The organism is Trichocoleus sp. FACHB-40 (assembly GCF_014695915.1).
In the GTDB taxonomy this organism is placed as follows: domain Bacteria; phylum Cyanobacteriota; class Cyanobacteriia; order Cyanobacteriales; family FACHB-T130; genus Funiculus; species Funiculus sociatus.
Window position 1 is genome coordinate 17,805 of the sequence record NZ_JACJPF010000061.1, and the last position, 22,223, is coordinate 40,027.

Annotated in this window: 18 protein-coding genes; 6 read left to right on the plus strand and 12 right to left on the minus strand. The window is 46.9% G+C overall.

The window, feature by feature from the left end; translation table 11 throughout:
* Nucleotides 1-29: 29 nt before the first annotated feature.
* Together H6F63_RS14275 and purC are read right to left on the minus strand one after the other, a co-directional pair.
* Entirely contained in the window at nt 30-2,444 is a 2,415-nt protein-coding gene (locus H6F63_RS14275; RefSeq protein WP_190638297.1) for a BamA/TamA family outer membrane protein, read from the minus strand.
* A gap of 74 nt (nt 2,445-2,518) precedes the next feature.
* On the minus strand, nt 2,519-3,253 hold the full coding sequence (gene purC / locus H6F63_RS14280; RefSeq protein WP_190638298.1) for a phosphoribosylaminoimidazolesuccinocarboxamide synthase: 735 nt from the start codon (nt 3,251-3,253) through the stop codon (nt 2,519-2,521).
* Between the two features lie 394 nt (nt 3,254-3,647).
* Here purC and H6F63_RS14285 point away from each other — a divergent pair, with 394 nt between their 5' ends.
* The gene (locus H6F63_RS14285) at nt 3,648-3,914 is read left to right on the plus strand and encodes a hypothetical protein (protein ID WP_190425463.1); all 267 of its coding nucleotides are present in this window, start codon (nt 3,648-3,650) and stop codon (nt 3,912-3,914) included.
* Nucleotides 3,915-3,963: 49 nt separating this feature from the next.
* Here the strand turns inward: H6F63_RS14285 and H6F63_RS14290 are convergent, their stop codons facing one another.
* From H6F63_RS14290 to H6F63_RS14305, 4 genes are all read right to left on the minus strand, one after another.
* Nucleotides 3,964-6,621 carry a GAF domain-containing protein gene (locus tag H6F63_RS14290; protein WP_190638299.1) on the minus strand — a complete coding sequence of 886 codons (2,658 nt, stop codon included), beginning with the start codon at nt 6,619-6,621 and terminating at the stop codon, nt 3,964-3,966.
* Between the two features lie 319 nt (nt 6,622-6,940).
* On the minus strand, nt 6,941-8,056 hold the full coding sequence (locus tag H6F63_RS14295; protein WP_190458842.1) for a glycosyltransferase: 1,116 nt from the start codon (nt 8,054-8,056) through the stop codon (nt 6,941-6,943).
* Nucleotides 8,057-8,141: 85 nt separating this feature from the next.
* Nucleotides 8,142-9,293 carry an NAD-dependent epimerase/dehydratase family protein gene (locus H6F63_RS14300; RefSeq protein WP_190425454.1) on the minus strand — a complete coding sequence of 384 codons (1,152 nt, stop codon included), beginning with the start codon at nt 9,291-9,293 and terminating at the stop codon, nt 8,142-8,144.
* A 271-nt stretch (nt 9,294-9,564) separates the two neighbouring features.
* Nucleotides 9,565-10,155: a chromophore lyase CpcT/CpeT gene (locus H6F63_RS14305; RefSeq protein ID WP_190638300.1), complete on the minus strand. Its 591-nt coding sequence runs from the start codon at nt 10,153-10,155 to the stop codon at nt 9,565-9,567.
* Nucleotides 10,156-10,235: 80 nt separating this feature from the next.
* Between H6F63_RS14305 and H6F63_RS14310 the strand changes: the two genes are divergently transcribed.
* The gene (locus tag H6F63_RS14310; protein WP_190638301.1) at nt 10,236-11,147 is read left to right on the plus strand and encodes an ADP-ribosylglycohydrolase family protein; all 912 of its coding nucleotides are present in this window, start codon (nt 10,236-10,238) and stop codon (nt 11,145-11,147) included.
* A 29-nt stretch (nt 11,148-11,176) separates the two neighbouring features.
* Here the strand turns inward: H6F63_RS14310 and H6F63_RS14315 are convergent, their stop codons facing one another.
* Nucleotides 11,177-11,614: a surface-adhesin E family protein gene (locus tag H6F63_RS14315; RefSeq protein ID WP_190638302.1), complete on the minus strand. Its 438-nt coding sequence runs from the start codon at nt 11,612-11,614 to the stop codon at nt 11,177-11,179.
* A 138-nt stretch (nt 11,615-11,752) separates the two neighbouring features.
* Nucleotides 11,753-12,934 carry an esterase-like activity of phytase family protein gene (locus H6F63_RS14320; RefSeq protein WP_190638303.1) on the minus strand — a complete coding sequence of 394 codons (1,182 nt, stop codon included), beginning with the start codon at nt 12,932-12,934 and terminating at the stop codon, nt 11,753-11,755.
* A 115-nt stretch (nt 12,935-13,049) separates the two neighbouring features.
* Here H6F63_RS14320 and H6F63_RS14325 point away from each other — a divergent pair, with 115 nt between their 5' ends.
* Nucleotides 13,050-14,339: a tetratricopeptide repeat protein gene (locus H6F63_RS14325; protein ID WP_190638304.1), complete on the plus strand. Its 1,290-nt coding sequence runs from the start codon at nt 13,050-13,052 to the stop codon at nt 14,337-14,339.
* A 41-nt stretch (nt 14,340-14,380) separates the two neighbouring features.
* On the opposite strand, the gene H6F63_RS14330 is transcribed toward H6F63_RS14325, so the two are convergent.
* The 3 genes from H6F63_RS14330 to H6F63_RS14340 all read right to left on the minus strand — a co-directional run bounded on the left by H6F63_RS14330 (nt 14,381) and on the right by H6F63_RS14340 (nt 17,584).
* Nucleotides 14,381-15,406 (minus strand): ABC transporter permease, encoded by a 1,026-nt coding sequence (locus H6F63_RS14330; RefSeq protein ID WP_190638305.1) that lies wholly within the window; start codon nt 15,404-15,406, stop codon nt 14,381-14,383.
* Nucleotides 15,407-15,451: 45 nt separating this feature from the next.
* On the minus strand, nt 15,452-15,811 hold the full coding sequence (locus H6F63_RS14335; protein ID WP_190439012.1) for a four helix bundle protein: 360 nt from the start codon (nt 15,809-15,811) through the stop codon (nt 15,452-15,454).
* Between the two features lie 141 nt (nt 15,812-15,952).
* Entirely contained in the window at nt 15,953-17,584 is a 1,632-nt protein-coding gene (locus H6F63_RS14340; protein WP_190638306.1) for an ABC transporter substrate-binding protein, read from the minus strand.
* A 464-nt stretch (nt 17,585-18,048) separates the two neighbouring features.
* Between H6F63_RS14340 and H6F63_RS14345 the strand changes: the two genes are divergently transcribed.
* Nucleotides 18,049-18,396 (plus strand): XisI protein, encoded by a 348-nt coding sequence (locus H6F63_RS14345; RefSeq protein WP_190638307.1) that lies wholly within the window; start codon nt 18,049-18,051, stop codon nt 18,394-18,396.
* Between the two features lie 179 nt (nt 18,397-18,575).
* Here the strand turns inward: H6F63_RS14345 and H6F63_RS14350 are convergent, their stop codons facing one another.
* Entirely contained in the window at nt 18,576-19,592 is a 1,017-nt protein-coding gene (locus H6F63_RS14350) for a TOBE-like domain-containing protein (RefSeq protein ID WP_190638308.1), read from the minus strand.
* A 334-nt stretch (nt 19,593-19,926) separates the two neighbouring features.
* Here H6F63_RS14350 and chlP point away from each other — a divergent pair, with 334 nt between their 5' ends.
* Both chlP and H6F63_RS14360 read left to right on the plus strand, forming a co-directional pair.
* The gene (chlP, locus tag H6F63_RS14355) at nt 19,927-21,147 is read left to right on the plus strand and encodes a geranylgeranyl reductase (protein WP_190638309.1); all 1,221 of its coding nucleotides are present in this window, start codon (nt 19,927-19,929) and stop codon (nt 21,145-21,147) included.
* Nucleotides 21,148-21,430: 283 nt separating this feature from the next.
* Nucleotides 21,431-22,192 carry a choice-of-anchor K domain-containing protein gene (locus H6F63_RS14360; RefSeq protein ID WP_190638310.1) on the plus strand — a complete coding sequence of 254 codons (762 nt, stop codon included), beginning with the start codon at nt 21,431-21,433 and terminating at the stop codon, nt 22,190-22,192.
* Nucleotides 22,193-22,223 lie beyond the last annotated feature (31 nt).

The window sequence follows — 22,223 nt, forward strand, 5'->3', positions numbered from 1 at the left end:
GCTCTTAAACAATTAGCCATTAGCCAACATTAAAATCTCTCCCCAATCCCAAAGTGGAGACGGCTGCCACCTTCATTATTAAAACCGTAGTCGATTCTAATAGGCCCTAGGGGAGATTGCACCCGGACACCAAGACCGGCACCAATACCGCTTCCAGGCTTGTCCCGCACTCCAGCGGGGTCTCCAGGGACGCTTCCACCAGTACCCAAGTCAGTTCCTATATCGACAAACAAAGCGCCGCCGACAATTGAGAAAATCGGGAATCGATATTCTGCGGTTGCTTGGATAAAACTGCGACCGCTGCCAACATCCCCTTCTTCAAAACCCCGCACAGAGTTACTACCGCCGAGGGAAAAAGCTTCATAGGGAGGTAAATCGCCGATTGCTGTCCCCGCTTGAACGTTAAAAGCGAGAGCTTGTGCGCCTTGGGAAAAGTTAGTGTATCTAACTGGAATGTAGTAGCTGTAGCTACCCCGCAGACGATTTAGGAAGATGTTGCCGAGTCCTACAGGGATAGTCTGCTCAACGCCTAACCGCAGCAGCGACCCAGCGGTAGGTTGCAGAGGGTTATTGCGGCGATCGCGTACTAATCCCAGCTGAACGCTAAATATGTCGTCTTTGCCTTCTCCACTAAAGCTCAGGTCGTTGCCTAGTTCATCCTCTGGGGTAAGGTCGCCATCGGAATCGCGGATTGAAACCCGTTGATACTGCAAGCCCAAACTGCCTACCCATTCAGAAGTGGCAAGAGGGTTTCTATTTAGAGGACGAGTAAAGGTGACACCGCCGCCGAGTCTTAGAATGCGCGGGCGATCGCCATTAGGCAATTCAATATCGTTTTCACCGCCATCAAAAATCAGCGAAATCGACCGCCGTCTGAACCCATTAACAGTGTAGGAAGTGCGGTAGGGATCGCCAGCAATCCAAGGATCTGTGAAGTTGACATCAAACAACACCTCCCGCTGACCTACCTGCAACTCTGCCCCCAGTTTCTGGTTATTGCCACCCAGATTTTGTTCTTGATAGCTGATCGTGCCAAATAACCCGCTAGCAGAACTAATACCCGCACCTGCTGCGATAGATCCGGTATTCTTTTCAATTACGTCCACATTGACAACCACTCGGCGCGGATCTTTACCGGGAGCAAACGAAAGCCGCACATCTTCAAAGATGCCTAAGCGAAAGACTCGTCGCAGATCCTGTTCCGCAGTCCTCCGGTTAAAAACCTCCCCAGCTTCCAACTCCAGCTCTCGCGTAATAATGAATTCGCGGGTACGACCGCGGATAGGGCCCCCTTCCTCGTTAGTTGTCTCACCTTCCTTGTTGATATAGCGGACTTGTATATCTTCAATTAGCCCTTCTGCTACATCTAGACGTACCGTGCCATCTTCGCCAATCTCGGGTGCGGCAACCACCTGTGCTAGGTCATAACCGTTTTCTTTGTACCACTGGTTTAATCTTTTAACAGCTTCTTGAAAGCGGCGGAGGTTAAGGGTGGTGCCATACTGAGGCCCGAAGATGTCATCTATAACTTTTTGGGGTACGGCACGACTGGGTTGTTCGGCAGGCACAGGAGTAACTACGACGCTTCGCAGCACCGGGTTAGGCTCCACTAAAAAGGTGACGCGCACGCCCAAAGGTGTATCCTCTGGCTCTACTGTGACGTTTCTGAAAAAGCCTGTGGCGTAGATGGCATTCACATCTTCCTGTAACTGGCTGCGGGTAGCAGTCCGTCCAGGGCGGGTGTTAATTGCCTCATAGACTTCGTTTTGCAGCTCTCCTTCGACGCCGCTAACTACGACTTCACCAACCAGCACTCGCGCTTCTGGCAAATCGGGGACTGGCGCAGGAGAAGGTTGAATATTTTCAGGGGTGGGAGCAGGTTCCACAGTTGGTGGGGGCGCAGGCACATCAATATTTGGCTGTGAGGGCGCTCCTGGCGTGAGATCGAATTCAATTCGATTCGGTGTCTCTTGTTGCGGTAACGATTCGGTGCCTCGTTCTGGAGTCACTGGCTCTGTTGCAGGCGTGGGGGCTGGGTTTGGGGTTATAGGAGTTTGGCTGAGTACGGGCAATTTTTGGGGCGACTCAACAGCTCCCATCGTCTCTGGGGGGCTTACGGGGACTATTACATTGCCAACAGGTTGAGGAACAGCGCCAAGCGTTGTGGTGCCAACAGCAGCATCGCTATCGCTATTAGCTCCCATCGTCTCTGGGGGACTTACGGTGGCTATTACATCGCCAACAGGTTGAGAAACAGCGTTCAGGGTTGTGGTGCCAACAGCAGCATCGCTATTAGCTGCTGTCTGAGTATTGAAATCAGCGGACAAAGCAGCTGGTTTGGGAGCTTCCGGCGTAGAGTTTGCAGTTTCTCCCCTAGCAGGGAATGATAAACCAAAGGCAGATGAGGCAGCAAAAACTGCCAATAAGAAAGGAGATAAGCGCATTTGATTACCTTTTTTCGACACTTCCAAACACCATGTAAACAATTTGTTTTTAGTCCTTAGTCAGTAGCTAATCACTACTTTCTACTTGTCTCTTGAACTCTCTTGAGAACTTGCTGGTAGGCATCTTCCACCTGCCCTAAGTCGCGGCGGAACCGATCTTTATCCAGCACCCGCCGATCGGGATCTTCTTCAGACTCGTCCCAAAGGCGGCAGGTGTCCGGGCTGATTTCATCTCCCAGTCGCAGCTGCTGCTGTTGGTCAATGCCAAACTCTAGTTTGAAGTCCACTAGGGTAATCCGAGACTTGTGGAAAAAGTCTGTGAGGATTTCGTTGATTCGCAAGGCACTAGCCTTTAATTGGTCGAGCTGTTCTGGTGTTGCTAGAGACAATAATAAGAGGCGATCGCGTGTCAACAAAGGATCTCCCAAATCGTCATTTTTAAAATAAAATTCCACCAGCGGATCAGGTAAAACTTTACCTACTGGTAATCCTGTCTGTTGACATAGACTTCCCGCAGCAATGTTCCTGACTACGACTTCTAACGGCACAATTTTCAGCGCCTGAACGCGCATTTGGTTGGGTGCCGGAGTATCAATGTAGTGGGTGGGTATGCCTGATGCTTCCAAAAGCTGGAACAAATGACTAGAGATAGTACAGTTAATCTCTCCTTTGCCAACGATCTGGCCCCGCTTTTTGGCATTAAAGGCGGTAGCATCGTCTTTGAAGTGAGCTAGCAGAATATTCGGATCGTCTGTGGCATAGAGAATTTTGGCTTTGCCTTCGTAGAGGCTTATGTGTTGGGCAGACATGGAGAGTAGTTGTTTGTGTTGATGGATCGCCTTGGCAGCACACAAGATTTTAATCCCTTAGGAGCCGCATAGTGTAAACAGATGGGCAGATGGGATTAACTGGCACGTTTTAGATTAACCTTTGGTTAAGTTTAGGTTAAAATTATATTAAATGGATGATACTCTTTATATCTAAAGATCGCCTATAGAAGCTAGGTGGGGCGGCAAAACTTGAACCCAAAGTAACCAAAATCAACCGTGTATGCGAGTAGTGGGGAGCGATCGCGGGTCAAGGTGATGCGGGGAATGTCTGCCTGATTCTCTAAACTTGCTTTTTAAGTCGTGGCGAAAAAAAGTGAACCGTAGGTTAATTTGTGAGGTAGAAAGTTAGGTAGTTTATGCTTAGGAGTTAGCTATGACAGACCGCTCTGATTTTTTGTATCCAAGAAGTCGTTACTACGGTCAGGTGAAGCCGGAGAATTTAGTTTTCAACGCTAACCTACAAGAATTTTCTCAAAAGGTGAACTACATCTGCAACTTAGAAACTTCAGGCAAAATCTCACCTACAGATGCCTACGAACAGATTAAGAATCTCTGGAAACAGTTGAAACAAACAAAAAAGCAACTAGGAATTGGCGAAGACCCCTTCCAGAACAGCGACGAAAACCCAGCGGATTCGTAGGTTTTTATCAGCAGTCAGTAGTCAGGTGGTAATAACTAATGAATAATGACTACTTACTTGCCATTGTGTGGACTCCATCCCAAGCATCTGAAGGTGGGTGGTCAAGATAGTTTCTACACCGTTCCAGGTGAACTTTGACTGCCTGATCGTTAGGGTTTAAGCGGTAGGCATCATCAAAGAGGTTAATTGCTTTTTGGAAGTGCCTATTTATATAGGCTTGACGCCCATACTCGTAGAGATCCAAAAACTTTTTCGTTGAGTCGTTGAGAGGTTCTCGATAGTCACCTATCAATTCGTAGATACTGACGGCGGTGTTTTTCCCTTTGACGCGGATTTTGTCTAGTTCTCGGACTAAGATGCGATCGCGACACAAGTTGTAGGTAAACTCGCTCAAGATAATATCGCAGCCATACTCCTTAGTAACGCTTTCTAGGCGAGAACTTAGGTTAACTCCATCCCCAATCACTGTATAGTCCATCCGTTTGTGAGAACCGATGTTGCCAGAAACAACCTCACCCGAACTAATTCCAATCCCTATGTGAATCTGTGGCTGGTTGTCAAAAAAGCGACGCCTATTAAATTCGGATAGACGGCGACGCATATCCAATGCTGATTGGATAGCCATCCAAGCATGATTTTCCGCTAGTGGCAGAGGTGCGCCAAACACCGCCATCAAAGCATCGCCGATAAACTTATCTAAGGTGCCTTCGTGGTTAAAGACTGCCTCCACCATTGTTTCAAAATACTGATTCAGCAGCGAAACCACTTCCGACGCACCCAAATTTTCCGTTAAGGTGGTGTAGCCGCGAATATCGGAAAATAAAATTGTTACATCTTTACGTTCGCTCAACATCAGGGCATTGTCGCCCAGTGCCATAACTTGTTCTGCCACCCTTGGGGTCATATAGCGGTACAGAGTGTTCTTCATCCGCTTTTCGTGGCTGATATCTTCCAACACCACCAAACCGCCTCTTACGCCTCCTTCGGGGTTGGTGAGAGGATTAACGGTAAGATTGGTACTGCGTTCAATTTCTTGAACTTGATCGACACTGAGAACCCAGTCGGCAGGAATGAGCGGATCATTCCAGGGAATATATAATTTTGGATTGATGCGATCGCGTAGCGCCAAAATATAAGCCTCTGTTTGTCCTCCCTCAGCATTACAGCCTACTTCTGAATTCAAAGTTTCTTCTACTGAAAGCTGACACTTGGCGCATTTCGCCTGTGTAGGCACTTCATTAGCTGACTGTTGACTCTTGGCTAAATACAAGCCAATTGTCAGGCTTTGCTCTGGCACATAATGCTTAGCGCCAGTTTTCAGACTATCCTGAAGCCGGAACTGGAGATTTTCAATCGGCACCACATCCCAGACGTAGCGCCCCACCAGTTTCTGCTCCCACAAATTTTTGTGGCATTTCCCCACAGCTTCCTTAATAGGGCAACCCAACAACTCCAGCGCCGCTTCATTAATCATCACAATTTGCCCCTGCATATCTGTGGAAATCACAGCATCCGAGAGACTTTGCAGGATGTCTTTCTGATACTGCTTTTCCACCAGCACATTCTCGAAGAGTTTGGCGTTTTCCAAGGCAATTCCCGCCTGGATATTAAACGCCTGCATAAACTCTTCGTCGGAACTGGTAAAACTGCCAGGGTGCTTATTAATCAACTGCGTCACGCCAATTAATTCATTAGCTGAATTAAACACTGGCATACACAGGATATTGCGCGTCAAATAACCCGTCCGCTTGTCAGCGCTGGGGTCAAAACGCGGATCTTTGTAAGCATCGGCGATATTCAGCGCCTGACGAGTAGAGGCAACGTATCCGGCAATCCCTTTGTTAGAAGGAATCCGTATCGGTATGATCTCTGTGCCATCCTTGTTGGGAACTTTAGTCCAGAGTTCTCCTGTTTCTTTGCTCAACATAAACAGGGTACTGCGGTCTGCCTTCATCAGATCCCGCGCTTGCTCCATCACATAGCGCAGTGTGGCTTCTAAGTCAAGACTCTGACCCAGATATGTTGTTGCGCGTAATAGTGCAGCTGCGCCCCGTTGCTTGCGAGCCGCCACATAAAAAGATTGGCAGCTTTCCAAGATAATCCCGATGGAGGCGGCAAAGTCACGGAATCCTTGCTCATCCTCGGTTGTAAATGGGGAATCTCCAGCTTTATTCAACAGCTGAACTACAGCTACAATCTGGTTTTTGCTGCTATAAATCGGCATACATAGCAGATTGTGGGTGCGGTAGCCCGGTCGTTCGTCAACTTCTTTGTTAAATAGCGGGTGGCTGTAAGCGTCGGGGATGTTGAGAGTCTCACCCGTGGTAGCTACCTGACCGGCAATACCGACATTAATGGGAATGCGAATTTCTTTAGTGGCTCTCCCGTTGTCGGTTTCGGGAATTTTCGACCAAAGTTGGTTTTTTTCTTCGTCAACTAAAAATATTGTAGTTCTGTCTGCTTGCAGAATTTGACCCATTTTTAGGGTGAAAGCGTCCATGACCTGCTCTAGCATGGATTCCAGAGCTTCGTTGTTGATCATGTCGATCGCGCGCAGAAACTGCTGAAATTCAGCGGTAATAAAGTCAAGCAAGCAGATAAACTCACCAAACGATAGCTCTTTGACACGCGATGTCAGGACGCTAGTACGATTAAGGGTGAGCTGAGATAGAGTCGCCAGAACGCTGCCAGTATTGGAGAGTGTCATGGGGAGGAGCAAGTGCCAGCTATGGTGTTAGCTATTAGGTGGTAGGACTGAGCCATTAGCTGTTTTTAGTAAGTAGCTGGTAAAAATCAACGTCAAATGAACATTGAGCGATAAAAATCGTGTATGGAGTCTATGTAGCCTCTATACGGGGAAAAAGGGTTTTTGGATCTCAGGTGATTTTTGCCCACTTACTTACTTATGTAGTCGCTATTGGCTAAATTCTTTTTTTCACACCCATTAACCTAATTTAACCTCGGTTACGATAAATGCTCATCAGTAGTTCTTAGTATTTAGCCATTAGTCTGTAGCCAGTTGTCAGTTATCCATGACTAATGACTGCTTTGTAGTAATTTTGTAGCTGACGGGTGGCAGCTGCCCAACCCCAGCGTTCGGCTTCTTTCCGGGCATTTTGCCGGAGGGTTTCTCGTTCTTGTTGATGAGCAAGGAGGCGTATTGTAGCTGCGATCGCGCCTTCTTCATCAGCTGGGTCAAATAAATATCCGTTGACTCCATCTGTCACAATGTCGGGAATCCCCCCAGAACGTGCGGCGACGACGGGACACCCAGCTGCCATTGCCTCCAGAAGCACTAATCCCAGCGTTTCGGTGCGTGAGGGGAATATAAAGGCATCAGCTGAGGCAAAGGCACTGGCGAGGTCTACGCCTGTGAGATAGCCAACAAAATTGGTGGGTGTACCAGCGAAGTATTTTTCTAAGGCTTGCCGATGGGGCCCATCCCCAACCAAGGCGAGGCGGGCGTTGGGAATTGCTTCTAAAACTGGTTTGATGCGGTCAATTTCTTTTTCTGCACCAAGACGACCTACGTAAAGCAGCAAGGGGCTGTCTGGATGACCTTGGGTTAAACGCCTACGCATTTCCTGGCTTGCTAGATGCGGTTGAAACAGCTCTGTATCCACTCCTCGTTGCCACAAATCCACCCGCTCGATGCCGTGACTTGTAAGTTCCTGCATCATCGCTGTGGAGGTGCAGAGATTTAACCGGGCTTGGTTGTGAGCTGATTTCAGAAATTCCCACAATAAGCCTTCTAGGATTCCCCAGCCGTAGTGGTGGAGGTATTGGGGCAGATGAGTATGGTAAGACGCTACCAAGGGTACTCGCATCGTCTTGGCGTAATATATCCCCGCTAACCCCAGAATTGCGGGGTTGACGACATGAATTGTATCTGGCTGAAACTTTTCTAGCTCATACCCTATTGCTGGGCGTGGCAAAGCCATTTTTAACTCTGGATACCAAGGCAAGGGGAAGCCAGAGACTCCGTAGATTCTGGCTCCCTTGTATTCTGTCAACCCCCCATCTGGGGAAAATATCAATACTTGGTCGCCGTTGCGCTGTAAGTGTTCAACGGTGTGGCGCAGGCGCGTCACTATGCCGTCAACCTTGGGCAAAAAGGTTTCGGTGAAAAGAGCGATTCGCATAATTTGCTAATGGCTAATGACTAATGGCTAATGGCTAATGGCTAAGGGAACAATTAGCTATTAGCTATTAGCTATTAGCAACTGACTATCTGTGCCAAGAAACTTTGGGCAGAATTTGGTTTTTATCGACGCGGTTCTGGTATTTGACAGCAAAGTTGAGCAGTGAGTCAAGCAGTGCTTCGGAGAGATAATGGGGTTGTAAGCCTAGATCGAGTAGGTTGGTGTTTATGGCGTTGAAGTAGTGTTCTTCCTTCTCAACTCTGGGGTTGTCGAGGTTATTAATTTCGACATTGAGTCCCAAGGCATTGCCAGCTTTTTTCACCATTCCGGCTAAATCGGCGATGCTGAATAGTTCGGTGAACTGGTTGAAGACGCGAAACTCGCCTGCTTGGGCGGGATTTGCGATCGCTATTTCAATACATCGCACTGTATCCCGAATATCCAAAAAGCCTCTCGTCTGTCCGCCCTTACCATACACCGTCAGCGGATGACCAATTGCCGCCTGAATACAGAAGCGGTTCAGCGCTGTGCCAAACACACCGTCGTAATCCAAACGGTTAATCAACAACTCATCCATGCCAGTTTCTTCCGTCAAAACGCCGTAAACAACGCCTTGATTCAAGTCTGTAGCGCGTAGCCCCCAAATCCGGCAAGCAAAGTGGATATTATGGCTGTCGTGGACTTTGCTGAGGTGATACATCGATCCGGGCTGCTTTGGATACGGCAAAGTATCTTTGCGCCCGTTATGCTCAATGGTGATATAACCTTCTTCGATATCAATGTTAGGAGTACCGTACTCGCCCATTGTCCCCAGCTTCACTAAGTGGCAGTCGGGGAAATCTTCCTTGATCGCGTACAGGATATTCAGCGTCCCGACCACATTGTTAACCTGGGTCATTACGGCGTGTTCCCGGTCAATCATCGAGAAAGGTGCCGAACGCTGTTCGCCAAAATGCACGATTGCCTCTGGTTCAAACTGGTGCAGCGCTTTCGAGAGGAAATCGTAGTTGGTGATATCGCCAATAAACAAGTCAATGGATTTGCCAGTGAGGTCGCGCCAGCGCTGAATACGTTGCTGTATCGGTGCAATTGGGGTCAGGGTATCTGCGCCCAGTTGTGCATCCCAATGCCGCCGCACTAGGCTATCCAGAATCCCGACTTCGTAACCACGATTGGAAAGATAGAGTGCGGTTCCCCAACCGCAATAGCCGTCACCGCCAATAACCAAGACTTTCATACTGGTTCATTAAATCTCGCTTGCCAATACTCGGTAAATTTACCAGGTTTGGGGCCACTCTAGACCATCGAAGTGAATTACTTTCGAGCGATCGCGTAGTACACCATACCTAAGTTTGTAGTAGCTGGATTCTTTCTCCTCTATCCTTCTGCCTTCGTCATCATTCTTTGGGCAGAAAGGTTAGCCCCTATAATCGCAACAATGGGATCTAGTTGGAGTATTTCCACTTGCTGCATGGATTGAAGGTTGGAATCTCCAACTTTGTAACCCTTCAAACCTTGACTTCATCGGCGAAACTTGCCCAGCGGACGAAGTGAAACGGGCCTGCGACTGAACCCCAAATATGCTCATCCGTTTCGGGGTCGCGTCCCCGGTCAAGGCTGATAAATTTGGTGTCGTCAATCTCGAAGGTGCTGTCAAGATAGGTGTTTTGACCTTTGCGAACCACCATGCAAGCTTTACCGGGTTCGACGTGACCTTTGAAGCTGTTGCCCGTCCACTCAACTATCATGTTGCAACCGGGTAATTTTTCCAGATTTTCTGCTTTCAGAGTTTGCAGGCGGTTTAAATCGCGGGAAGCACCGTAGAACTGTTCTGCTTGCTTAACGGTGTAGTTTTCGATTTCGATGCGATCGCCTGCTGCAATCAACTTTAAAACCCGCAGCCGATAGGGGCTATTGATCATATAGTCATAAGCTTGTTCGACAAGGAAGCTCACGCCTGAGAGCAGTTCTAGAGGCAAAGGACGCATACAGACGCGAATATGGGCAAAAAAGGGCGGATTTTCAAAAGCTTGTGCTTGATTGCTGAAGTCGGCTGCCATCAAGCGAGCTAAGGTGGCAATATCAGTAGAATGGGTCATTGTTTATAAAAAGGCAGATATTTAGCAGCGATCCCCTTATTTTAAAACGAGCGATCGCCTCTATTGAAGGTTTGCGAACTATGAATTCTCTAGAACGAATGCAGTTGTCTTTGAGTGGGCTTTCAGTCGGAGACGCACTTGGGCAAAGGTTTTTTGGGGTTGGAGAACAGCTGAACGAGCGAATACAACAGCGTCAGGTTCCCCCTAGGCTCTGGCGTTATACTGACGATACCGAGATGGCACTTTCGATTGTGCAGACATTGTGGCGTTACGGGCGGATCGATCCCGATGTCCTAGCCCAATCGTTTGCCGAACGGTATAACCCTTCACGGGGCTATGGTGCTGGGGCGCAGCGGCTGTTAGTCAAGCTTCAATGGGGAGCAGACTGGCGAGTTGAGGCTTCACAGATGTTCGGGGGAAGCGGTTCTTATGGCAATGGTGCGGCGATGCGAGTAGCACCTTTGGGCGCTTACTTTGCCGACAATTTAGCAGCGGTGCGGGAAAATGCGATGCTCTCAGCTCAACCAACGCACGCACATCCAGAGGGCATTGCTGGGGCTGTTGCTGTCGCTGTTGCGGCTGCACTTGCCTTTCAGGTAGGGGAAGGTGAGTGTATGCAGCCTGTACAATTTCTAGAACTTGTTGCCGAAAACGTTCCTGAAAGCGAAACTCGTAGCGGCATTAAGCAAGCAGCAACGATTTACACCACATCTCCATCGGTAGTAGCACAACAACTGGGTTCGGGATACAAAATTTCCGCTCAAGATACAATACCTTTTGCCCTCTGGTGTGCCGCCCATCATCTGGAAGACTATCAGGAAGCTTTCTGGGCAACACTGAGCGGTTTAGGAGATATGGATACAAATTGCGCCATTGTCGGCGGTATCGTTGCCCTCTCCGCACGCCAACGAGGAATACCCGCCGACTGGATTGAGTCGCGGGAGCCTTTTCCTGATGATTTTTTAAGGGTTTTGATAGACAAAAGTCATTAAAAGTGCAAAATTTAAAAGACAGATTCTTTTTAATTTTTTACTTGTTCCTCCACTGGCGGACATACAGATTTATAGAAATCCTCAATGATACTTCCGGGTTGAATTTGCATTTCTAGCAATTTGTCTTCTTTGCCTATATCGTTTTCAGAAACAATGCGACCATTGGGATCAAAACGAATCGACCGCCGCCAGCGGAATAAGCCTTTTTTACAGTTTATGGAATGATAATTATCTACTCCAAAAGCGCCGTCAGGTTGAGGAGTTGTAAAGAGGTTACGCCGCCAGAATTCTACAATATCCCCCTTCCTAACTATGCGCTCCGGGTCGATATATATGGGGGTGTTGTCGGGTGATTTGCTGATTTCCACCCAAGATGCGATCGCGCTCAAACTAGCATTGATGGCGATGAAGCTTATCCCGGATACTAGAGCTATGCGCGACAGTTGAAGTTTTAGCAGCTTATTCATTGGCTTACAAAAATTATTCCTAATTTCTTGGAAGTGTTTAATTTGGTTGAAAAGTAAAAAGAACAAATTATTCATTTGTTTCTTTTTACTTTAACTCTCCCCTTGTTCAGGTAATTTGGGGGAAGCGCATTTTATTTTTCAACGCCCATTTTTAAGACGAAACAAAAAAAACTTAGTTACTTGCTCAGGTTGGAAATTATCATCGCTAACCAGAAGTAAACTTTGGCTGCCATCAGGTAAACGAGGGCCAAAAGTCATCCCTTCAAAGTTCGCTAAAGCCACACCTAATTCATCCAAGTTTAATAGTAACTTTTTCTTGACTGGGTTAATTCCACTAACCTCACCCTTGAGGCTGGGAACCCGAGAAATATCAGTGGCTCCGCCAGTTGCTGCTTGATAAATCCGCACACTAAAACCTAATAAACTCAAAGAACGTTCTAAAGTGAGAAAATGCCCACCCGTATCCACAGCTAATAACTCCGCCAAGCCATCTTTTAATGCCGCACTGGGGGGAGGCTCCATTTGATATAAATGTTCGGCAATTACCAGCGGAGGCCCATCGGTGATTAAATAGTGCAGTAACCGACATTTGGCTCCCTGGTTAGAGTTAGCTGGTTCTTTATCCTGCATCAAAGATGATTCTGTAGCTGTAAATAAGCGAATTGCTTCTCCTTTAGCGGGAATAGTACCGAAGGGACTAAGGGTGAGTGATTCAAATCCTAAGTTATTTTGAATGCCAGTTGTTGCGTCTTTATTTGATTTTGTAGCATCAACAAGATAACGCTCTGGGATGGGCAAAGTTTGCCGTAGCCGTCCGGTTTCTAAGTCAAATTCGCCTACAACTGGAGAAACGCCATTAGGGGGAATGCCTTCGCTAGCGATAAATACGGATTTTTGGGGAGTAATGGCAATTCCTTCAGTATCCAAGGTGCCTTTAGGATAAGTTTTGCCTTGCTCGTCGGTGAGAAAGGTAACGTCTTCAACTTCTACTTTCTGAAGGCTGATCTGGCGATCGCTATCATCATTTAAAATTAGCTTCAGCGTGTAGAATCGGGCGGGAGCAAACGTGCCACGATCATCGGAAATGGCATAGAAACGGTTTTGCTGTCGGTCGTAGGTCAGTCCCGATAAGCCCCCAACGGGTGTATCCTTAAATTTCATCTTGGGCAGCTGGTACTCTCCCAAAAAATCTAGGGATAGATCCAGAAACACCCGATCTCGTGCCACCCCTGGCTGGATGCCACAGGAAGTGAGAAAAATTAAGAATGCGATCGCTATGCCTAAAAGCCTTGGTAGCGACCTAAATTTGCTCCGGTTCACCGACTCTCTCCTAAACTTGACTGTTCATCTGGAAACTCTGGTTTTACTGTAACAGTCGAAAAACTATGAAGTATAAAGTATCAAATATTATCTTGTATCTAATATGCAGAAGTTAATGGCTCAGGTGTGGTATAAGCAACGTCCCTCAAAAGCACTCTTTTTAGGAATTACCGCCTTGTTCCTGCTGTGTTCGGGTTCTGTCGGTTGGGCAGCTGATGATGATAAACCCAAAATCAACCCCCTGGAAATAACGACACCCGATCCGCTGTTGCCTTCTCCACCAGTAGAGCGTCCCGCTACCCCCCAAGAAATCCGCCTATTGAGAGAGGCTTTGGATGATTTAAACGCCCAAGCAACTGAACAGCTAAAAGCAGGCAATGCACCAGCAGCTTTTGAAATTTGGTATCGGGAACTGCGCTTGCGGCGATCGCTTGGTACTGTCGAAGAGGTGCAAGCATTGGGACGGATTGGCGATATTGCCTGGACGAATAATCAAAAAGCTGATTTGCAAATTATCACCCAGCGTCTGCAAACGATTCGGGCTGAGGCGTTGGGAAAGCCGATCCGCAAAAACGAGAAGCGTCCTTTGGGGACAGCAGATGTTCCTGCTACCGTAACTGATGTCACACCAGAAAATGCGGAGCTTTTGCAAGCTTTGGGTCAAGCTTACCAGCAAATTCGCTTAGCTGGTGAAGCTGTGGAGATTTATCAACTAATTTTAGCTGATGCGCGCCAGCGCCAAGATGCTGCGACAGAAGAAGCAACGCTGAAGACAATTGCCCAAGGCCACATGAGTTGGTTTGATTATCCCAAAGCGGCGGCAGCTTATGAGGAGTTGCTGGTTTTGGCGAGTCAAAAAGGCGATCGCGTTAGCGAAGTCGTTTATCTACAACAACTGGCGTATATTTACGACAAGGTAAAGCAACCGGAAAATTCTCTCAAGTTTAAGCAACAGCTTTTGCAAAACTACCTCACCGATCCGCAAGCTGCAAATCAAATCCCAGCGATTAAGATAGCGATCGCAGACGACTATCAAGCCCTCAACCCACCAAACCCAGATGCGGCAAGTCAAAACTATCAGGAAGCCTATAATCTAGCATGGACTTTGCAACAGTTTGCCTCTGCCAGCGAAGCCTTGAAAAAACTAGGCGATTTGTACCGAAATTATAAAAAGCCGGATTTTGCTTTGCAGGTTTATCAAGTCTTATTGAAGGTAGATCAGCAGTCGTACAATTACTACAACTTGATGAATACCTACGATCAAATGGGACAAATTTATTTGGAACGTGGGGACATGGAGCAAGCCAAGACAGCATTTCAACAAGGGCTGCAATTAGCAAAGTCTTTGAAGTACCAAGAAAATTACTTTGTCACTCAGATTGAACGAGTGAGTAAGCAAGATTAGCTCAATAGCGCCTGCCCAGACGTAAGAGAAAGCGCGATCGCTTAATAGCGAATCCGAGGATCGATATAGGCATTAATGATGTCAATCAAAATGCTGGCAAATACCACAATTGAGGCAAAAAATATCATGATGCCTTGAACTGTGGGGTAATCTCGTAAAGAAATTGCCTCATACAAACGATTACCTAATCCGGGCCAAGAGAAGGTAACTTCTGTTAAAACGGCACCGCCTAGCAAAGCAGCAAGAGTTAACCCCAGGACGGTAATCACGGGTATCATGGCATTTTTCAAGGCGTGGGCAAAGAGAATCCGCCTTTCGGGAATGCCTCTGGCTCTTGCGGCTTCTACATAATCTGCTTTCAAAGTTTGCTTCAAATTCACTCGCACAATCCGCTCAAAAATCCCGCTGAGGAGGATTCCTAGTGTCAGGCTAGGGAGGGCAAGATGATGTAAAGCGATGAAAAATTGGCTGAAGTTACCGCTTAAGAGGCTGTCAATAGTGTAAAGACCTGTGATGCTGGGGGGAGCCTGTAATGTTAGGGGAAAGCGCGATCCCAGAGGAAACCAACCCAACTGTACTGAGAAAATCAGCTGTAGGATCATCCCCACCCAAAATAAAGGCAGCGAGTAGCTGATGATGCCAAATAAACGCCCACCAGCGTCTAAAGCGGTTCCGGGACGGGAGGCGGAAAGGATACCAACACCAACGCCAACAATAAATGCGATCGCCATACTAAAGACCGCTAATTCCACCGTCGCCGGGAAGTATTGCCCAATTACCTCCCACACCTCTAGCCCGCGACTGGTGATAGATTTACCTAAATCTAGATGCAGTAAATCTCCTAAATAGCGAATGTATTGCACCCACAGCGGGTCAGATAGCCCCAATTCTTGACGATATCTTACCTTGACATCTTCTGGGGCGCGACCGCCTAAAACCGCATCGACTGGATCTCCTGGTGTCGCCCGGAGGAGCAAAAATACGATGGTAACAATTGTCCACAGCATTAAAGGTGCTAGAAGGACACGGGCGAAAATGTAATATTGTAGGGCTTTAGAACGTGACATTTGAAATGGGGAATGGGGAATGGGGGAATGGGGAATTGGGGATTGCTAATTGCCACGAGATTTTAAGTAGGCATTTAGCTTGGGTGGCAGTTCATCAATGATTGGTTTGAGTTTGGTTACTTGTTCATGTGTCAAGAGCTGTCGAGCGTATGCTAACCTCAACAAACTTATTGTTTCGTATAAAGACCCTCTAGCAATCTTTATAAAACGCCGATTGTCTTGGAAATTGTACCGACCTCTTCCTTCAGCAATATTGGCACAGACGCTATCTGCGGCACGAACAATTTGTTTACCAAGTGTCTGTTTAGCAAAATCGTCCCATTGCTTAACAATATGCCAAATTTGATTTGCTAAACTCTCAGCTAACTTGTAAACATCCAAATCCTCAAAATCTGGTCTTCCCATGCTTACCCCATTAACTACTAAGCCGATAGGAGTAATTAGACATTACTCCTGAAAGTCGGTAATTGGGAATAGATAATTGGGGAAAAGAAAAACCAACAAAAGAATCTTCCAATTCCCAATTCCCCATTCCCAATTCCCTATTTACTTTTTGATTGTCCAAAAAGCAAAATCTTGAGTCGGGTTGATGCGAAGACCATTGACACCTTTTTGGGCAAAGGCGTAATCTTTACTTTGCCACAAAGGGACGTAGGGAACATCTTTGGCGAGTAAGTCTTGAATTTCTGCGAAGACTTTCTTTCTGGCTTCGGGATTTTGTTCTTTTCGCTGCTGTGCAATTAGCTGGTTCATGCGATCGCTATAGTAAAACGACCCCTGCGTTTGGCTGGCTCCTTCTTGACACCCGGTTGCTGCTGAACCTTTGGTACAATCCAGAAACGGCTGTACGTAGTTGTCAGGATCGAGAAAGTCCGGATACCAGTCCAGTAAGACTGTCTGATAAATTCCCTGGGACACGTTCTTAAAAAAGCTGGCGGAGTCTTCAGTTTTGACTTCAAATTGCAGCGCGCCACCGAACTGTTGAGTCGCTAATGCTTGGAGTGTACCAGCAGCGAGTCGGCGAGTAGGTGAAGTAGATGGATACCAAACCTCTAACTTTAGGGGGTTGGTGGGAGAGTATCCGGCTTCCTGCAACAGTTGTTTTGCTTTTTCGGTGTTGCCATCGCCATACTGGTCTTTGAATACTGGCTTGTAGACCTCAAAGGTTGTCGGCACCATGCTATAAAGTGGTTCGGCTTGATTTTTCAGCGATCGCTCATTTACCAGCGGTCGATTTACCATCGATGCGATCGCTTGCCGTACTATTGGGTTATCCAGGGGCTTAGTTTTCGTATTCAGCACCATGTAACTAGCCGCACTTCCCTGAGACTCGTTAACCTGCCAACTGCCTTTTGTCCCCCCATCTTTCAAGCTGGCAATCTGATCTGGATCAAGAGATAGGTAAGCAACATCAACGCCGCCAGTACGAAATGTGTTATACAAGTTAGCTGAATTGGTCAGCACCTGTACATCAATTCCCTTATTTACAGGTTTTTCTCCCCAGTAGTTATCAAATACATCCAACCGTTGCGACTCGCTGCTAAACTGCACCAATTTGTAAGGGCCAGTGCCTACAAATTCGTTTGGTTTGAATTTTCCTGCGCCAATTTCATAGACTTTCGGGGAAACTGCACTAGCACCGTTAAAGGCAAGTAGAGAAGGAAAGGCAGCAAAAGGCTTTTTCAATTTGATGCTTAATTCATACTCGCCGCTTGCCTGCACCGAGTCTACAATATCGCCTAATAGGAATGACGGTTTACCTTTGTTTTCGATGAAGCGTCGTAGAGAAAATGCCATTGCTTCGGCATTGAAGGGGGTGCCATCGTGAAATACAACACCTTGACGCACGGGGATGGTATAACTTAACCCATCTGGACTGACTTTAGGTAATGCTGTCGCTAACTGGGGTTTGAGGTTGGCAGTTCCCGGTTCGTAGGTATACAAGCGATCGCCCAAATTATAGTGCAAGTAGCTTGCTGCCAGCTCGTAGTTATCCGCTGGATCCATCGTCCGTGGCTTCTGGGTGGTGCCAATGGTAATGCGACCTCCACCAGCAACAGGAGAAGGAGACACAGCAGTATCAGCACTCGGTCTTCTACCGCAGCTGACTGCTAGAAATAAACAAAGGGAGAACAAACAAAAAAATTGTCCTGCGCGTCGCCACTGTCTGATGAACATCTATGTCTTAGTTAAGGATTAACTCGCGAGTCGTTATCAACTTTCCGTGCATTGAATTATAAATCCGTCTAACGCCGATTTTTCTAATTGGGATACTGCGATCGCACTTAACGTACTTTTTCGCCTCCCAGTTGCCGACTCTAGTCTCGAAATACTCCTGAAACAGCAGCTATAATAGCCGTCTGGTGTTTGGCAAGTAAAGCGCCACCTCTCTGCTTGCTCCAACATTTTGCTAATCTAGCCGAGAGTTAAAGCAATTTTCGAGGATTGTCTATGGACGACACATTTATGACTATCCCCAGCAACTGGCAGGACTGGCTAACTGTATTCGGCTATATAGTCTTTACTAGCTTCATCATCTGGCGCGTCTTTGCAACAAAACCGAAGTAAAGAGCGATCGCATATGTCAAGTTTATAGGCGATTTTATTATGGTTGTAGATATTCAAAAGAAAATAATTGTTCGATGGACAAACTAAATCATTATCCCAATTTAATTCAAAAAATATTAACCAAATACTATGAGTGGGTGTCTAACACTCCTCAAGATGGTGATGGTATAGAGGAATGCTTAGCATTTGATGAGATTCGAGACCACTATTTTTGGTTTCACCTTGGCTGGGATGGCAAACATAGGGTTCAATCGGTAATGGTTTACCTGCGGATTCGAGATGGAAAGATTTGGGTTGAAGAGGACTGGACAAAGCAGGGAATTGTCAACGAACTGTTAGAAGCTGAGGTTCCCCATGAGGATATTGTTTTGGGATTTCAGCATCCCAGTAAGCGACCGTTGACAGAATTTGCAAGTGCTTAGTTTGGATTTTTGGTCTGATTGCGATCGCATTAAGTTTACGCAATTATTAGCTTCGTCAGGTAAGGTAGGCAATGCCCACCCTACCTTTGAGCTGATAGGGTGATTTTAAGCAACGCATGGAAAGTTAACAATGCCCTAGCGATCGCGCCTACGCCTTAAACTTCTCAATAATCAGCAAATCAAATTGAATAGTACAGTGGGAAAGATTTTGCGTCTTTTGGCTTGACAAATACTTGTTGTTGTGTATTGAGTTTCAATTGGTCAAACTTTTCGCGGGAAATGTTCGCTGTCACCACCTGACCATCATCTAAGATTAATTCTGCTTGAATTTCCCAACCTAGATGAATCAGACGATTGACTCTGGCAGATACAGTAGTTCCGTTTGGCTCAGTTTGAATTACCACATCATGGGGACGCAAAAATATTTCCGGTTGGCTGGAATCAAACCCGTTACCCTGGAAAATGTGTGAACTACTGGGTAACACATTTACCGGACCAATAAAACTCATCACAAAAGGCGTGGCTGGGTGGTCGTAAATCTCGGCTGGCGTTCCCACCTGCTCAATTTTGCCTTTGTTCGTCACCACGATTTCATCAGCAACTTCCATTGCTTCTTCCTGGTCGTGGGTGACGAAAACCGTTGTAACGTGTACTTCGTCGTGCAGCCGCCGCAACCAAGCTCGTAGGTCTTTGCGAACTTTGGCATCTAATGCTCCGAAGGGTTCATCCAGCAGCAATACCTTGGGTTGAACTGCTAGACTTCGCGCTAGGGCAACTCTTTGCCGCTGACCTCCGGAGAGTTGGGAAGGATAGCGATCTCCTAGTCCTTTCAATTGAATTAACTCTAGCAATTCTTCCACCCGCGCCTTGATTTTTGCCTTGGGAACTTTTTGAATTTCCATCCCAAAGGCGATATTGTTGCGGACACTCAGGTGCTTAAACAGGGCATAGTGCTGAAACACAAACCCGATATTTCTATCTTGGACGCTCTGATTTGTGGCATCTTTGCCAGTGATCCAGATTTTGCCACTATCTGGTATCTCTAGACCAGCTATTAGCCGCAGTAGCGTAGATTTTCCCGAACCCGAAGGCCCCAATAGCGCCACCAGAGAGCCAGTTTTAATTTCTAAGCTTACCTGGTCAACGGCTTTGAAACTGCCAAACTGTTTAGATACGTTTTCAACAACTATGCCCACTGCTTTCAACCCCTAGACAAGAACTTTCTTGAATTTATCCTGGGTGGTAATCAACCCGCAAAATATCAGAATAAAATAATCCCCGGTTTCCCGATGATCTTACCGTATTTTGTTATATCACACATGGAGAGGATTGGGAATTGGGGACTAGGGACTGGGGACTAGGGGCTGGGTAAGATTCTTCCCAATCCCCAATCCCCAATTCCTTATCCCCATTTGTAGATGTGTTAAGCTCTGTTGCAATTCAGTAAGATCCAGAGGGCTAGGCTTCAGCTAAATAGAAAGTCCGTGATAACATCTCACCTTGTAGCCGTAAGAAATTGGGAGAAGACCTTTGACACTACGGGTTGCTGTTGTAGGATCGGGACCTGCGGGTTCATCTGCTGCCGAAACCTTGGCAAAAGCCGGAATCGAGACTTACTTGTTTGAGCGCAAGCTAGACAACGCCAAGCCTTGTGGCGGGGCAATTCCGCTGTGCATGGTGAGTGAGTTTGATCTGCCGCCAGAGATTATCGATCGGCGGGTGAGAAAAATGAAGATGATCTCACCTTCCAATGTTGAAGTTGATATCAATATCCAAAAAGAAGATGAATATATCGGTATGTGCCGTCGCGAGGTGCTGGATGGCTTCTTGCGCGATCGCGCTGCCAAGTTGGGTGCTAATTTAATCAACGGCACCGTTTATAAACTGGATATACCCACAAACAATACTGACCCTTACACCTTGCACTACGCCGATCATTCGGATGGTAGCGCTGAAGGAGTAATGAAGACCCTGAAAGTCGATTTGGTAATTGGGGCAGATGGTGCAAATTCCCGCGTTGCTAAGGCAATTGATGCCGGGGATTATAATTATGCGATCGCTTTCCAAGAGCGAATTCGCCTGCCAGATGACAAAATGGCTTACTACAACGACCTGGCAGAAATGTATGTCGGTAACGATGTCTCTACTGACTTCTACGCCTGGGTATTCCCCAAATACGACCACGTAGCTGTCGGTACTGGCACCATGAAGGTGAACAAAGCCGACATCAAAAATCTGCAAGCAGGCATCCGCGCCCGTGCTGCCCGTAAGCTTGCAGGCGGTGAGATTATTAAAGTAGAAGCTCACCCGATTCCAGAGCATCCCAGACCCCGCCGCGTCGTCGGTAGAGTCGCCCTAGTAGGAGATGCTGCCGGAACTGTCACCAAGTCTTCTGGTGAAGGTATTTACTTTGCCGCTAAGTCGGCGCGGATGTGTGCTGAAACCATTGTGGAATTTTCCAACGGTGGTCAGCGCATTCCTAGTGAAGCCGACCTCAAGGTGTACCTGAAGCGTTGGGATAAGAAGTACGGACTCACCTACAAGGTGCTGGATATCCTGCAAACCGTCTTTTATCGTTCCGATGCTACCCGCGAAGCCTTTGTAGAGATGTGCGCTGACAAAGACGTGCAGAAGCTGACATTTGACAGCTACCTCTACAAAACGGTTGTCCCAGCAAATCCCTTGATTCAAATGAAGATTACTGCCAAAACCATTGGTAGTTTGCTTCGGGGTAGTGCTTTAGCTCCGTAATCGCGCATCCATTACCTGATAATCTCCGACTAGACCAGTGTCTAGGCATCATTAAGATGTCTGATGCTGGTCTTTTTCGCGAACCGAGCTAATGGCTGCGGCATCTACCGTAAATTTACTTAGTTAAGTAAACTTTTTATTACACATACTCAATTATAAGTATGGTCATTGATGCTATATCTTCACACTTTAATGAAGACTTGGTAAAGAGGGAACTTTTTGCTTGTGTGCAGCTCCTGAGCAGAGTTACTTTGGCTTAAGCAAGCTACCTAAGAGATAAATTATGTTAGTTAAATTCACCAACCTTCAGTTTAAATTAGCTACCGCTGCGCTAAGTATTACCGCAGTGGTGGGCATAACAGGTCAAGCCCAAGCTATAACTTTTACAGGAACATCATCTGGCTCGTGGGGATTGCCTACTAATCCCTCTAGGAGTACCTTTCTATCTAATCAGAATGGCGGTATAAATAATCGTCTAACTTGGGGCAATCCTGGGGCTGGTAGTTTCACCAACTTCGTCCAGTATGATAGTGTAGGCTTTAGCGCTAGCAAGGATAGCTTGTTCAACCTTGGCAATCTCTCTTACCGCAATGGTGCGACGTCCGATACCTTTGACGGCGACTTCCCGCTCAGTGTTGCTCTGTCTTTGAGCAATCCTTTGAGTACCACAGAGACTTTTGACTTCTCATTTAACATCTTCAACACACCCAACAACACTGGCAATCCGGTTTTAGATGGCGACAGATTGCGTTTTTCTACTGCTGGTGCATCCAGTCAAATGTTTAGCTACCAAGGAGTTGATTACACTCTGGAACTGGTTGGCTTCTCTTCTGATGGTGGTAACACCGTTGTCAGCGAATTCAACGCACCCGAAGAAAGTACCGCCCGCGCCTCTTTGTTCGGCAAACTGACTGCTGTTGAACCACCAGCAAAGACACCTGAGCCTGCAAGTGTAGTTAGCCTGTCTCTATTAGGTATCTACGGTGCTGCTCGTCGCAAAGGAAGTAAGCTAAAAGCTGTAAAAGTTGCTGTTTCCTCCAAGTAAGATACTGAGGCTCTGCCTCATATTTTCGTCA